We start from the raw sequence: 14,631 nt of genomic DNA on the forward strand, positions 1-14,631 counted from the left end.
ACGGCTTAGAAAATGTAAGGGAAATTATTTTCAACCCAATAATCAATTGCTTCAATTAAAACAAGCCTTTCCATTAATTCCACCTGCTCAGGAAACAAACTCATCGCTTTCCTTCGTGTATGGAGAGTGTGAAGCAGTAATTATTTATTTTAATAATTTCTTAATAATAAATCTTTATAATGGCGCCGAAACCAAAAATAAAAGAGGTATCTTATGTCTTCTGATAGAAACAGCGATTCAGAAATTTTGTCGCCTATTCCGGGATTAGAACTTACTGAAACTACTCCTCTCATCGAGCGTTATAAGGGTTCTACCATTCTTAATCACTTTTACAGTTTTTTTAAGGAAACTATTCCTGACCGATTCTTTAATCCAATCGCTTTTTAGTAACATATTTTTCCTTATAAAATTTTTCAAATTAATTGAATTAGAGAATCCGGTTATTAAAGGCATTGCCATTTCAATGTTCGGGCTCGGTACAACAGGTTCTTTTATTTCAACCATATCTCCTCACGTCACGAAGGAAAATCACAGTCTCCACCCAAGAATTAACCAATTTCTTAGGGATTACGTCTATATTTTTAACTTTGAAATTAAATTGCAAGAAGAAGTTAATCAAAGCAAAGAAATTTAGTTTTATTTTAATGATGATTAATTAAAAGAAGATTTTAAAAAAGAAATCACGGATATTAATGAGTTACGTGAAACTTTAAAAACCCTTAATTAAGGAATACCCTAACCATACGCTTGCATTTATAACTCAAGATGAGTTAGAGACTTGTAATAATGATCTTCCAATGCAACAACAACGAATCTATTTTTGGAAAAAACAACCAGAAAATACAAATCTCACTCATGTATTCATCGACTATTCATCGACATTCATTCCCACATGGAAGGTATGCTCGGGGGTAGCCAATGGCAATAACTTTCAGATACCTATAAGCTATTTACTTTTTATGAGCTACGTTTTATCGGTGAATCATGTTCTGCAACAATTTATTGGCGGGGAAGAAGACATGGCCTTACCTCATTATATTCCTATGCCTATGCAGGTTTTCACCATCACTATTGCTCTTTTTAAACTCTCAATTACCTGGGAACGTAAATTCAAAAGGGGAGAAAAATGGTGGGCGGAATTTTATTTGCGAGTAAAGCTTGGAAAATCATAGACTTGTGAAATACTAAAGATCTGCTTGACAACTCCGCATAGTTTGCTGGCATTTTGTACTCACACCGCTTCTATGTTTTTCTTTTTGCAAAAAGGTGTATCGATCAAATAAAAATAACCTACCGAATTTCAACAGCCTGTAAACATGACTTTAATGCACTCAACCCCCTCTTTTAAGTGGCTGAAAACTGCCGGTGACTTATTCTTTAACGGGTCTTCGTCCACCGTCACCCTAGTCTTCACGCAAATAGTCACAGACATTGATTGTTATTTACGAAATCAGAATGTAGCCAGTGGTTTTCGCGAAAGGGTCACCCATTTTTTCAATGGCTATGTAGATGAGATCAAAATCAAGAAACTAACCACACATCTCGCCTTGAGAATCTCTCATCAGACTCAAGGAGCCCTACTCAGCAGCATTTTAAGCTATTGGTAGCCATTATTGCTGCCAATACGCTCGAAGGTTGCCAACAAGGGCTGTCTATTTTTATTTCCATGTTATCTTTTGTCGAGCACGTCACCCAGCAGAGTCCTAATGCTATCCTTACAACCGTTGAGCCATTTTTGCCGTTGGGGCCAGTCTTGAGCTATTTGGAGTGGGGCTTCACAGGCAAGCTAAAGACTTCCTCACTAAAACGGCAGAGACGGTCAATCAAATAGGTATTTACCTCTTTCTATTTTTCGTGCCTGTCCTCTCGTGACTCTCAGAAGAGGGGGCCGTTTTTAATGAAGAGGCGTTAATTATCTTACTTAATTATCTTACGGTTTAGACTTATCCAATCTGTCGCTCACGCAGCTGCAGACCAGCGCACTACGCGTGCGCTGGGCGCTAAAAGTGAACCTGGACTCCCGCCTACGCGGCGGGGATCACGAAATTTAAAATGCAAATCGCTGGACTTGTAGGTAACCATATGAAAAAGAGGTGGGTTCATGCTAGCATCGTCGTTAAAAATGACTAAAATGAGATTTCTCTTTTTATCCATAGAGGATTAGTCTAATGCCAATTTACGAATATCAATGAGAAAAATGCGGCGAACAAACGGAGGCTATTCAAAAAATTAATGAGTCGCCAGCGACTGACTGACCGACCTGTCGTGAACCTGCCTTAAAGCGTCTCATCTCTCCGGCTGGTTTCAAATTGCAGGGCGCCGGATGGTATTTAACCGATTTTCATGATAAAGGTAATAAACCGAAACCCGAGACGGCTTCGAAGCCTGAAAAAAGTAAGGGAAATAAAAAAAAGAAGTCACCACGAAAGACCAAGAAAGCGAATGAAAACTAAATGTAGATATTTTATCCAGCGTTACCTTATCGCTGGTTTGCTCGTTTGGCTGCCGATTTGGGTAACGTTTATTGTTATTCGTTTTCTTGTTGATCTTCTCGATGGGACGCTGAGACTGCTGCCGTATCACTATCGACCCGAACAACTGTTTGGTCATAAAATACTCGGCCGAGATTGGTTTTCACAATAATCATTATTTTTCTGACCGGTCTTTTGGTTACCAATTTTGTGGCCATTACCTATCGGTTGCTGGGAACGCATCCTCGCTCGTATCCCGCTTGTGCGTAGCATCTATACCACTGTTAAACAAGTTACCCATGCCTTTTTTGTTCAACCCCAAGGACAATCGTTTCGTAAGGTTGTTCTTATTGAATATCCTCGCAAAGGACTTTGAAGTATTGCTTTTGTGACTTCCAATAATTTCCAAGGCCTCCCCTTCGAAGATGACACCTTAGCGGTATTTGTGCTCTCCACCCCTAATCCGACCTCAGGTTTTCTTGTGATCACCCCGAAAAATGTCATTGACCTCCCGGTCACGATTGAAGAAGCCTTCAGGATGATCATCTCGCTTGGGGGTAGTAACCCCAACAACTAAATCGCCGTGCTCTAGCTTTTTCTAAACCCTGTATTACCTTGAAATGAAAACAGCCTATCATCGAGCAATGAGAAAAGTACTCTATCATTTATATCGAGCCTGTTTAAAAAAAGATTCTAGAAAATTAAGGGTTAATTTAATCACAGAAAGCGTTGTAGGTGGCTTCATTAGCCACTGGACAGACACGACATCCGATCGTGATCGTCATGTTATCATTAGGAGGTTTTAATACCGATTTAATTATTCATGTTCTTTGGATTGTATAAAGGAGGTTCAGATTGATGCTTTCGACAATTGTTTTTTATCTATTGTTGGGATGCTAACTCTTTTTTCAGCCTTCGCTGGATATGGTATCACTACCGGCGAAAACGAAGAGACTAGAAAAAATAAAGAAAAATCAAATAGTGAATATCTTCCGGAAAGCCAAATTCGGTCTTATCTCCCTGCTTTTTAACGAAGCCCCTTCTTCGCGATGAAAACTATAGTGGCAGAAATGATGCAGTCCTATTTGCTACAATAAAGTCATTACCAAGAATTGGCCTATCAAAAAAAAGGGGGGGGGAAGTATCATGGAAAGCTCACCTCAATCTAATCATCGCGTTGCCATTAGTGATCTCCTTTACGAGATCTTGGGTTTAGTCAGTGGAAGCAAATGGTCGATTTGGGTCATTGCTATTTTCATCGGCATCATCTTTTTTAATTACTCAAATAATCATTCGTTTGTTCCAGATTGATCCAGAAATGCTCTCCGTTCATTGTAATTATTTTTTATGCCGCTGATTAACAGCATTGTGATTGCTCCCTTCTTTACCGGGGTGGTGATGACAGCCATTAGCCGATCCCGGGGCGAAGCGGCCAGTCCTCGCAGAGCAGCGGCATCAGCATTTTCGTAAAACCCTCCCGGTAATGCTGGGAAATGCTACTGATCACTTTTCTCGCCACTATTGTGAATTATATCATCCGCTTGCGGCCTATTGCGACCGCTGTAGGTTGTTATAGGGTGTGGTTAATATTCTCGGAAGTATTGTAGTGATTTTTGTGTATGTGTTTACTATTCTCACCATCCCTTTGATCGTTGATAAAAACCATACCCCGTGAGTCGGATTGATCGCTTCTTTCCGTCTGGTTAAACCGTACTGGTTTAAAGTGTTTATACTTATTTTCATTTTCATCGTTGCAACCATTACCTTGATTGTCGGCAGTATGATCAACCCCTATGCGCGATTATTGTGCGCGGGGATTTTCATCCTCCGAGCTATCATCTCCTTGCCTTTCATATTCTTTTGGATTGGATTTAGCTTTTTCTTCTTGCTTTCGTTTCTGAACCTTCTCCCATGCCATACGACTCTGTGCTTTTTTAGAGAGTCTTTTTGATGAATTTTTCCTTAGACCTTTTTTAATTTTAGGCACTAGTAGCGTAGGACTTGTAATAATAGTAAAAACGGATAGCGGGTTAGGTTGACATTCAACTATTTTCTCAGATTCCTGAATGGTTTCAGGCACAAGTTGGATTTTTTCTTCGGTTTCGCTAAGTTATTCTCGTTAGAATAAATCCAAATTCGCTTTTGCTTAGGGTCGAAATAGGGGTACAAATCATTAGAGAACATGCTTACCCCTTGAATTTTACTGATTTGTGTGAATATTGTTTGCGATGCCTTGTCTATAAAAAGATGGAATCCCTCAGAATCTTTCCCCTGAATTCTGTCTTCCTTATTTAACTTAATTTTGGTAATTTTATTAAATAATTCTAACAGCCATTTTTTTCGTTTCGGCGTCTGGAAATCTGGATCCGATCGCCGAGCCATTACATAAATTTCAGATTTTGATTAAGTCCATCGGTAGTTAACCAAGCTGCGGTCATATCCGAAGACGGCCTCCCTGTTTAATCACCTCCAAAATGGCAGTTCGAGGAGGCCCTTCTCTAAAAGCCATTTCAACACAATGATTGTAAAAATGCTCATGCTGGTTGTAATAAAATTTTTGACTACCTAACTCTCCTTTTTCATCAAGGTTAGACGATTTTCATTGAGCAGCGTAGAATCGTTTTATAACAATCTAAAAAAGATGTCGCGCGATGTTAGTCTCGCCACAATTGATAAAAATTCACACTGTTTTTATAATAAAATCATAGGAAATTTATTTTCGTCTGCTCCCAGTAAAATAAAAATAAAATCTAAAAATTTCGCTAAGCTTTCTGTATAAATTCTCCGCTCGGACGCATTTAAAACATATTGACAGAAGATAGGAAAAAATATTTGATCTTCCACATAAAAGTGCGTTTTAAAAAACGCTCTGATAATTTTTTAAACCACCGGTCTTGGCTTTTCAGAAAAAAGAGGCCAGAGCAATAAGAGGTGTAGATAGGGTAAAGTAAGTTTTTGGCAATCGCCGTCATCTACAGTTATTTTTTCGAGTTCTGCCCAATTTTCTTCGATAAATCCAAGCAAAGCTTTCATCATCCCCTTAATTTCCTCAAGAAGAAAACTATACCTTTTCCATAAGTGACCATCTCTATTTGCGTTATTTATTATATTTTCAGACACCTGTTTCTTTCGATCTATTTTGTCACGGTATAAATTTCCTAAAGAGTTAAATAAAAGCGCTAAATAAATGTTCTCATTTTTTTCATTAAAAATCAGAGGCAAATTTAGGTTTTTACCCATCCCGATAAATCCAATCATACGCTATAATTTTTCAATTTTTCATTTTTAAGGGGACACTCTTTGATTCGATGGGCTACTTTTCGAATCATCTTTTCAGAAAAGGAATATTTCTAGACGTACTGTCCCTATTAATGGGTATTTCCAGATAAATTCATATCGGAAGTTAAATAATTTAACATTAGAGATAAAATATATTCTGGATCAAGCTGCGGCCGCTGTTTAATATTTTCATCCGTTAATCCCCGCACTCTCGAAGTCAGGAAAGCAAAATGAGCGGATAAGAATAACAGTTGCCCGACGAAACAACAGAATTGAACACCATGGAATCTAAAATTATCGGATATTTATTATTGATTCGATCAATAATATTTTTTATTTCCTCCTCTTTCAGATTCATCAAAATAAGTCCTGGAAGAGGAATAGGAGTTTTATCCGATTTTCCATCCTTAACAAAATCTATCGAATACTCCATCATGGTTTGAATTTTTTTAGTAGCTAAGAGTCCTTTCAGTCCAACCATCGTTTTTTCTTCCTGATTCTTTTCTTCAGGCGCCGAATAAAAATTCCTAAAAAAAATCAAGATACTGCGGGATAATCACTTCAATCGGCAATCGACCAGGAAAATCGATGTAAACGTTACTTAAACAGCAAACAAATTCAAAACATATTTCGACACTTTTAAGCTTAGCAAATGTTTTAAACTTCTCCCCTTCACATTTTTCTAACTTTCCCGTCTCCATTCTAAAAGGAAAGAAAAAATCTTATTTATATCTCGTCCATTTCTCGAGAATCTCTACTCGTTTATTTCTCTTTTTTCTACTATTGAATTACTAAAGATTAAAAGTATATTGCCGAATTATTAACGGAATCTGATACCCCAGAAAAAACCCCTCCCTTGATCCGCTCAAAAACTCTCGTTACTATTCAAAGCTATTCCTCACTCATCGAGAACGGTATGCGCACACATTACGCTGATAAAGTCGATTCTTCATTAATTGGTCAAACCATTACGATCTGTGGTTGGGTCCACCGACGGCGAGACCATGGCGATTTAATTTTCATTGACTTACGTGATAGGGAAAATTTGGTTCAAGTCGTCTGTAATCCAACGGAGTCGACTGTTTTTAAGGTTGCCGAAAGCTTGCGAAATGAATACGTTATTAAAGTGACTGGGAAGGTACGCAAGCGTCCCGACGGGACCGTCAATCCTCATATCCCCTCAGGTGAGGTAGAAATAGCGGCCTCTGATATTACGCTTCTAAATAAATCGAAACCATTGCCTTTCAACATCGATGAATATCAAGAAGTTAGCGAAGAAGTGCGTCTCAAGTTTCGTTATTTGGATTTGCGGCGTCCGGGGGTAGCTCAGCGTCTTAAAATGAGATCTTATATAATTCGTGAAATACGTCGCTTTTTAGACGAGCGCGGGTTCCTCGATATTGAAACGCCCATGTTAACGAAGTCCACGCCCGAAGGCGCACGCGATTATTTGGTTCCCAGCCGCACTCATCCTGGCCAATTTTTTGCTTTACCGCAATCGCCGCAAATTTTTAAAGAAATCCTCATGGTAGCTGGTTTTGACCGTTATTATCAAATTGTGCGCTGTTTTCGCGATGAAGATTTACGCGCTGATCGTCAGCCTGAATTTACTCAACTCGACTTAGAAATGTCTTTTATCGAAGAGAAAGATATTCAACAATTAATAGAAACCATGATCCGTCATTTGTTTTCCACTTTTTTAAATGTGCAATTATCCGACCCGTTTCCTCGAATCACTTATGCCGAAGCAATAAAAACTTATGGTACTGACCGCCCCGACCTTCGCAACCCACTAACGTTAGTGGACGTCACTGATTTAATGAAGTCGGTTGAATTTAAAGTCTTCAAAGAACCCGCTAATAATCCGCATGGCCGCATTGCGGTTCTGCGGTTTCCGAAGGGCGCTGCATTAAGCCGAAAGGCGATCAACGATTATACTCAATTTGTTGGAATTTATGGCGCGAAAGGCCTTGCTTACATTAAGGTCGAAAATACTGATAATGGCATGGAGGGATTGCATTCGCCGATTTTAAAATTCTTACCCGAAAACGTGATAGCTGAAATACTCAAATGCACGAAAGCGCAAAGTGGCGATATTTTATTTTTTGGGGCCGATAGAGCAAAAATTGTCAACGAATCGTTTGGAGCGCTCCGTGAGCGTCTCTGTGCCGATCTTAATTTGTATGAAGGGCAGTGGAAACCGGTATGGGTAGTAGATTTCCCGATGTTTGACCGCGAAAATGTTGGTGATTGGCGGGCGCTGCATCATCCCTTTACCGCTTTGCAAGAGACCGACCCTGAAAAAGTAATAGCCAACCCAGGGGATGCTTTGTCTCGCGCTTATGACATGGTATTAAACGGCAGTGAAATTGGCGGCGGGTCGATTCGTATTAATGATATTGGTATGCAATACGCTGTCTTGAAGGTACTCGGCATTTCAAAAGAAATGGCTGAAGCGCAATTTGGCCACTTGTTAACGGCGCTGCAATTTGGCAGTCCACCGCTCGGCGGTATTGCCTTTGGACTGGATCGGCTAGTCGCCATTATGACTAGCGCTTCTTCCATCCGTGATGTGATTGCTTTCCCAAAAACACAAAGAGCACAATGCCCCTTAACCAATGCACCCGCGCAGGTTGAAACTCTCAAGTTGAAGATGTTGGGATTGAAGGTAAGTAAGCATCGGAAATAAAAAAATAGGTACCACAATGGCCGGACACAGCAAATGGGCAAACATTAAACACACTAAAGCACGTCAAGATGCCAAGCGTGGGAAAGTGTTCACCAGATTAATTCGTGAAATTACCGTAGCGACGCGCCTTGGCGGAGAGGATATCGATTCCAACCCGCGTCTACGCTCTGCCGTCGACAAAGCTTTCGCCGCCAACATGCCAAAAGACACCATTACACGCGCGATTAAACGCGGTGCGGGCAGTGGGGCTGGCGATAATTTAGTGGAAGTCCGCTACGAAGCTTATGGACCTGGTGGCGTGGCCGTGATGGTGGACTGTTTAACTGATAACAAGAACCGCACCGTGTCCGACGTGCGTAATGCGTTTAGCAAATGCGGTGGCAATTTAAGCACAGAAGGTTCTGTCGCTTATCTTTTCAAACAACGTGGTCTGATCACTTTCCTGCCCAACAGCGATGAGGAAAAAATCATGGAGGTTGCATTGGATACGGGCGCCGAAGATGTCACGGCCAATGATGATGGCAGCATCGATGTCACCACAACACCAGAAAATTTCGACGCTGTACATCAAGTGATGAAAGCTGCCGATCTCTCACCTGCTCATGCTGAAATTACCCTGCTTGCTTCAATGGAAGTGAAATTGGATAAAGATAATGCCGAACGAATGCTACGCTTGACCGAGATGTTAGAAGATTTAGACGACGTTCAAAATGTTTATTCTAACGCGGATTTGGGTTGAGGACTCGCGACGTATTTGCAATACTCTGTATTGCAATCGAGGAATTTTAATATATGGCAAGATCAATGACCACCAGTATTCGACTGCCGCTTGAGTTAAAAAGATCAACTTGACCGAGCGGCTTCAGTGCTTCATAGAGGTAGAAATTGGATTATTGTCCAAGCTTTGCAAGATTATCTTGGTAAGGTTGAGCATCGTTTTTGGTTAAAGAGACACGACGACAGTCTATTATGACGAGCTAAGGTTGCACCAATGAAGAACGAGATTGGGAAAATAATCTCGATTTACGTGATTGAGAAGATTAATGAAGCGAGACAATATTGTTATTTGTGTGGTTAATTAAAGACTATGGGAAACCCCGACTAGCACTTATTGTTCAATCTGATCTGTTTAATCCAACTCATGGGAGTGTGGTTATTTGCCCCATTACTTCTGCTTGCATCGACGCTTCCTTATTTCGCATTACGCTTGAGCCTAATAAACAAAATGGAATAAAAAACTATCGCAAATTATGATTGACAAGATGTCAGCTATCTAAAAAAACAAAAATTCGCGAGAAAATTGGTTCTTTAGCAAAGTTTGAAATGGAGTTAATCAATCACGCTGTTCGCTTATGGCTTAATCTTTAGAAGACACCTCGTGGGAAGGGAGCTAACGGTCTGACTACGTCATATCCCCCATGAAACTTGGACAGCCCTGGGGCTACAAAAAATGAACAACCCAAGACGAATCATAATTGGCATTGACCCCGGGTCTCGGATAACTGGCTACGGTATCATCTGGTCACAAGGCTCAAAGCAAGGTTGCATTGCCCTTGGTCAGATCAAAACCGACAATGATTCCTTGAATTTCCGCCTCCATCAAATCGAACGAGAATTACGCGACCTCATTCTAATCCACCGCCCCCACGAAGCCGCTATCGAACAAGTGTTCACCTTTCGCAATCACCAATCCGCTTTAAAACTCGGACAAGCACGCGGCGCTGCCCTCGTCGCAACAGCGGCTTGCGCTTTGCCAGTCGCCGAATACAGCGCTTGCCAAATTAAACAAGCGGTCGTCGGTTACGGCGCCGCTACCAAAGCCCAAGTTCAACACATGGTCCACTTACTGTTACAATTGGAAAAAGAACCACTGGCAGACGCCGCGGACGCCTTAGCGGTTGCGTTATGTCATGCAACCAGTAGTCGTCTGTCCGAAAAATTAATGCAAGCCAAAGGAACACCAACATGATCGGCCATTTGCGGGGAGTCATTGTAAAAAAACAACCCCCTTATTTGCTATTAGAAGTCGCCGGCGTCGGTTACGAAATCACGGCTCCTTTGTCAGCTTTTTACAACTTACCGGAGCCCAAAGAAGAAATTCTACTTTATACTCATTTTATTGTTCGCGAAGATGCCCACACGCTGTATGGCTTTCATAACGACCACGAGCGGCGACTTTTTCGCACCCTGATCAAAGTGAACGGAGTTGGGCCGAAACTGGCTTTAGCGATTTTATCAGGCATCGGAGCAGACGAATTTGTCCACTGTGTTCTGAATCAAAACATTGACCAACTCGTACGCATCCCCGGCGTGGGACGAAAAACCGCCGAACGCTTAGTCATCGAAACAAAAGACGGATTAAACCGCTGGCACACCAACGATATGCCTTCACAAGAAGGACCACGCTCATCCAATACCCAACCGACCCAGGACGCTATCAGCGCCTTAATGGCCCTCGGATACAAACCCCAAGAAGCCAAACGCGCCGTCGACGCAATCCAAAAATCCGACCTTTCAACGGAAACGTTGATTCGGTTGGCGTTAAAACAAATGGTGTTAGGCACTTAGTTTTATCCAACGACAAGTTTCACGAAGCTACTGCTAGTAAAACTTTAAGGTCAGCTGGATACAATAGAGAATATTTAAAATAACGTAAGAGTAAAAAAATATGCCTATTAGCAACTTAAAATTTTCACGAAACTGGAGAATGCAATTCCCGGAGGGACTTAAGCTGTCTGAGACAGAGAGTAATATGCCCCATTTCCTTTTTCTCAGAATTGGGGCTTTGAAAAGAATCCAAAACAAAGAAAACTTGCTTCTTTCAATGATGGTCACTATGGACCGAATTTAAGGCAAGAGGACCATACCAAAAATCCAAAGCAAAAACCTTCGCCGAATCATTCAACAATAAACAAATAATAAAATTTCCCTTGAATTACAACAACAACTTTATGAGAGCTATACAGCCGTATACAACAAATCTCCTTTCTACTTCGATCAATTAACGCAACGGTACAATGAAGTACTCCAAGAGGCTTCCTCTCATCAGAAATTCTCCACCTGTCGAGGCAAAAAGCAAAGACCAAGAACGCTCCAATAATAGAATTAGACTGGAAGCGGATGAAAATGATGCTTCTACTCAATGCTATTACGCCCTTTTTTGATACTCAAAAATTAAAAAATACAATTTTATCGGAAACCACTGGCGAGGAAAAAGTTGCCATGTTAAAAAATTGTCTGAATTACTTAAGGGGGTCATTTCAAATGAGGGGGCGATTGAACCCGAAATTACCCAGCAACCGGCCAAAAATGGAAAGGAAGAAAAAGAGTCTGCACCTCTCAAGCATAAAAGTTCTGAACAACACCTTGTTTATGCAGCTCATGAGTAGATTCACAAATTAGAAGAACGAACAGAGTTCCTTGAGGTATACGTACGCCTAGACGATGCGATACAGAGGTCTCTTCACTTTCGCCTTCTGAAAGAAATTCTTCTAATTCCAGCTCATTTTTTCTATATCAGGGCTACAGAACTAGAAGAAAAACAAAAGGACCCCTCTTCCCGAAATAGCAATTAAGGTCCAGGTTTACGGATGCCGGATCTGGTGGTCCCTTCGAGAAATGATGTTAAAATATTACGAATGAAATCACGACTCGGCTCTCCATAATCCACTGAGGAGTTTTCAAATGGATGAAAAAACAGAAACCCGTCTCATTGATGCTACAGTGCAGTCCAACGAACCGGACCTTGAAGGCTCCATCCGCCCAAAACGGCTTTCTGATTATATTGGGCAAGCGGCGGTTCGTGAGCAAATGGATATTTTTATTCGTGCAGCGACCAACCGCCGTGAAGCTTTGGACCATGTATTAATTTTCGGGCCTCCTGGATTGGGTAAAACGACGTTAGCCCACATTATTGCGCACGAAATGCATGCGGGATTGAAACAAACGTCGGGGCCCGTACTGGAAAAAGCCGGTGATTTAGCGGCATTGCTGACGAATTTAGAGCCGTATGATGTTTTATTTATTGATGAAATTCATCGTCTAAATCCCGCCATTGAAGAAGTGCTCTATCCGGCGCTTGAAGATTTTAAGTTAGACATTATTATCGGCGAAGGCCCCTCTGCGCGTTCAATTAAATTGGATTTGTCGCCGTTTACCTTAGTTGGCGCTACCACTCGCGCCGGCTTATTAACATCGCCTTTGCGCGATCGGTTTGGGATTGTGCAACGATTAGAGTTTTATCGTATTCCAGATCTTACTCACATCATCAAACGAGCCGCGCATATTTTGAATGTCGTTATTGATGAAAACGGTGCGGGTGAAATTGCCAACCGATCTCGCGGTACACCGCGTATCGCCAATCGTCTTCTTCGCCGCGTTCGTGATTTCGCTGAAGTGCGAGCAAACGGAATGATTAATAAATCAATCGCCAAAAAAGCGTTGGATTTATTGAATGTGGATATCCGCGGTTTGGACGTTATGGATCGAAAATTATTAGAGATTATCATTAAAAAATTTCAGGGCGGACCTGCAGGTATTGAAAGTCTTGCAGCCGCTATTAGTGAGGAGCGCGGCACCATTGAAGATGTCATCGAACCCTATTTAATTCAGGAAGGTTTTATCCTTCGCACCCCGCGCGGGCGTATCGCCACCAAACTAACGTATCGACACTTCAAACTTCCCCTTCCCGCTCAACCCACCTTACAAGAAAGCTTCAATTTGTTAGAAAAGGTTGAATAGAAAGGAGCGTTAATTCGTTAGAGCAATAGATAATACATCAAGTTAAAAAATCTTTTAATCCAAGGTAAATAAATCTTTTATCAATCTAAATTTTTTATCGCCCGGATAAATGATGTTGAAGATGGCGAATCACTGACTCCAATGCAAATCCTCCCCAGGAGGCGCCAATTTTAGGATTAGATTAACTAAATAAGATAGACCGATCAGTGGGTGTGCATTAGTGCATGCAAAGCCACAGAATTTCGAAAATAAAGCTTTTTTGGTTTTACCTGTCGCTTTCCAATATTGGCGTGTCAGGGCACCAATTGCCTCACGATAAAGGTGCCCGTCAAAATGTTTAAATAATACTGGGCGGTATGATAAGGATAAGAAAGATTTAATGAGTTTCCAATTTTGGAAGCATTAAATAATTGGCCATGATAATGGGCTAGCATCATGCAAAATCGACATAAATTTTCAACGGGAATAGTGGCTAAATTAGGGATATCTTGTTCTAAAAACGTCCTTATATAATCAAGTCACCAGCGAAAACTTTCTTTTTCATTTTTAGCTAAGTAGGAACGTGGGAAGCTGTTTCGCAGACTTTTAAAGTAGTGGCGAGCTAAGGTAGTCTTGCCACATTGTCTCGGTCTGAGTATAGCGACTATCTTAGCAGTTCTAAATCGGGCTTAGATTCTAGGAAGATATGCAGTTCTTCGTATCCTTAAAATTTAGCAGTCCGTGTTCTAATTTTCAAGGAGCCATTGGCGGACTGAATTACTTGGCGTACTACTTACAAGGGGTACGTTTGAGGGGGTGAAGGAAATAAAAACTTATGAGCTATTCCAAGCACGCAGAAAGACAGCTTCCTTTGCCCGCTTATATTTGTCCTTAAAAGGAAAAAGGCAAGGCTAACGTTCAATCAGATTGAATAAAGCGTATCGGGTATTTATCTTAATTGATACCAGTAGTCTTGTACATATAGCTAAAATCGTGGAGGTAAATGAATATTAAGTCGTCTGAAAAAAGTCTTGCTTTATTAGAAAAATCTCAAGCAAAAAATTAACGTTGGGTAACTTGTTGTGGCCTATTCGCGAATGTGAAGAAGAGATCCAAGCTGCTTTTGCAAAACGGCTGAGGCTATTGTGCCAATATCTTTCTGACCTTGAACATAATCGCAGAGGCTTGAGTTTAAAAAAGCGGCGAAATTAGCAAAAAGAGACTGGGTTACTTGGAAGAAAAATTTGTTCGATTAGCACTTCAGGACGAAGTAGATCGAGAAAGGCTCCATTTTGATGCGGAAGCTAGGAAGCTGCCTAACAAAAAATTAACTTGATTTTTTGTAACAAGAAGATACGATTATGTATAGATTTTCAACAAACAACCCAATGAAAAGTGCGCTCTTTAAAGGGGGCGTTATAATGCGCCAACACAGAATTTCTATTTTAAATAAAGAGCAGGTGATGAAAGATA

At 40.9% G+C, this 14,631-nt stretch carries 11 protein-coding genes and 5 pseudogenes; 13 read left to right on the forward strand and 3 right to left on the reverse strand.

Going from position 1 to position 14,631, the window contains the following annotated elements:
* Nucleotides 1-213: 213 nt before the first annotated feature.
* From FIV31_RS04935 to FIV31_RS04960, 6 genes and pseudogenes are all read left to right on the forward strand, one after another.
* Nucleotides 214-1,842 (forward strand): annotated as a pseudogene (locus tag FIV31_RS04935) (Dot/Icm T4SS effector CoxCC11); the annotation flags it as partial.
* A 377-nt stretch (nt 1,843-2,219) separates the two neighbouring features.
* A pseudogene (locus tag FIV31_RS04940) lies at nt 2,220-2,446 on the forward strand (FmdB family zinc ribbon protein).
* Nucleotides 2,443-3,073: pseudogene (locus tag FIV31_RS04945) on the forward strand (DUF502 domain-containing protein). The pseudogenes FIV31_RS04940 and FIV31_RS04945 overlap by 4 nt, the downstream one beginning before the upstream one ends.
* Nucleotides 3,074-3,091: 18 nt before the next feature.
* Nucleotides 3,092-3,277 carry a hypothetical protein gene (locus FIV31_RS04950; protein ID WP_280124015.1) on the forward strand — a complete coding sequence of 62 codons (186 nt, stop codon included), beginning with the start codon at nt 3,092-3,094 and terminating at the stop codon, nt 3,275-3,277.
* 118 nt (nt 3,278-3,395) lie between these two features.
* Nucleotides 3,396-3,502 (forward strand): annotated as a pseudogene (locus tag FIV31_RS04955) (hypothetical protein).
* Nucleotides 3,503-3,617: 115 nt separating this feature from the next.
* Nucleotides 3,618-4,422: pseudogene (locus FIV31_RS04960) on the forward strand (hypothetical protein).
* A gap of 929 nt (nt 4,423-5,351) precedes the next feature.
* Here FIV31_RS04960 and FIV31_RS04965 read toward each other — a convergent pair.
* Together FIV31_RS04965 and FIV31_RS04970 are read right to left on the reverse strand one after the other, a co-directional pair.
* On the reverse strand, nt 5,352-5,729 hold the full coding sequence (locus FIV31_RS04965) for a hypothetical protein (RefSeq protein ID WP_280124016.1): 378 nt from the start codon (nt 5,727-5,729) through the stop codon (nt 5,352-5,354).
* A 238-nt stretch (nt 5,730-5,967) separates the two neighbouring features.
* A complete protein-coding gene (locus FIV31_RS04970; RefSeq protein ID WP_280124017.1) occupies nt 5,968-6,231 on the reverse strand; it encodes a hypothetical protein in 264 nt (87 codons plus the stop codon).
* Between the two features lie 375 nt (nt 6,232-6,606).
* Here FIV31_RS04970 and aspS point away from each other — a divergent pair, with 375 nt between their 5' ends.
* The 7 genes from aspS (at nt 6,607) to ruvB (ending at nt 13,179) form a co-directional block, all read left to right on the forward strand.
* Nucleotides 6,607-8,439: an aspartate--tRNA ligase gene (aspS, locus tag FIV31_RS04975; RefSeq protein ID WP_280124018.1), complete on the forward strand. Its 1,833-nt coding sequence runs from the start codon at nt 6,607-6,609 to the stop codon at nt 8,437-8,439.
* A 16-nt stretch (nt 8,440-8,455) separates the two neighbouring features.
* Nucleotides 8,456-9,178 (forward strand): YebC/PmpR family DNA-binding transcriptional regulator, encoded by a 723-nt coding sequence (locus tag FIV31_RS04980; protein ID WP_280124019.1) that lies wholly within the window; start codon nt 8,456-8,458, stop codon nt 9,176-9,178.
* Nucleotides 9,179-9,507: 329 nt separating this feature from the next.
* Nucleotides 9,508-9,693 (forward strand): type II toxin-antitoxin system PemK/MazF family toxin, encoded by a 186-nt coding sequence (locus FIV31_RS04985; protein ID WP_280124024.1) that lies wholly within the window; start codon nt 9,508-9,510, stop codon nt 9,691-9,693.
* A 196-nt stretch (nt 9,694-9,889) separates the two neighbouring features.
* The gene (gene ruvC, locus FIV31_RS04990) at nt 9,890-10,408 is read left to right on the forward strand and encodes a crossover junction endodeoxyribonuclease RuvC (protein WP_280124020.1); all 519 of its coding nucleotides are present in this window, start codon (nt 9,890-9,892) and stop codon (nt 10,406-10,408) included.
* Complete coding sequence (gene ruvA, locus FIV31_RS04995; protein ID WP_280124021.1) at nt 10,405-11,007, forward strand: Holliday junction branch migration protein RuvA; 603 nt, start codon at nt 10,405-10,407, stop codon at nt 11,005-11,007. The genes ruvC and ruvA overlap by 4 nt, the downstream gene beginning before the upstream one ends.
* Before the next feature lie 665 nt (nt 11,008-11,672).
* Complete coding sequence (locus FIV31_RS05000) at nt 11,673-11,828, forward strand: hypothetical protein (RefSeq protein ID WP_280124022.1); 156 nt, start codon at nt 11,673-11,675, stop codon at nt 11,826-11,828.
* Nucleotides 11,829-12,123: 295 nt separating this feature from the next.
* Nucleotides 12,124-13,179, forward strand: coding sequence for a Holliday junction branch migration DNA helicase RuvB (gene ruvB, locus FIV31_RS05005; protein WP_280124023.1), 1,056 nt, complete (start codon nt 12,124-12,126; stop codon nt 13,177-13,179).
* 293 nt (nt 13,180-13,472) lie between these two features.
* Here ruvB and FIV31_RS08545 read toward each other — a convergent pair whose 3' ends face one another.
* Nucleotides 13,473-13,688 carry a DUF4143 domain-containing protein gene (locus FIV31_RS08545; RefSeq protein WP_425278271.1) on the reverse strand — a complete coding sequence of 72 codons (216 nt, stop codon included), beginning with the start codon at nt 13,686-13,688 and terminating at the stop codon, nt 13,473-13,475.
* Between the last annotated feature and the right edge of the window lie 943 nt (nt 13,689-14,631).

The sequence above is a fragment of the Coxiella endosymbiont of Ornithodoros amblus genome (genome assembly GCF_019425495.1).
Classification (GTDB): domain Bacteria; phylum Pseudomonadota; class Gammaproteobacteria; order Coxiellales; family Coxiellaceae; genus Coxiella.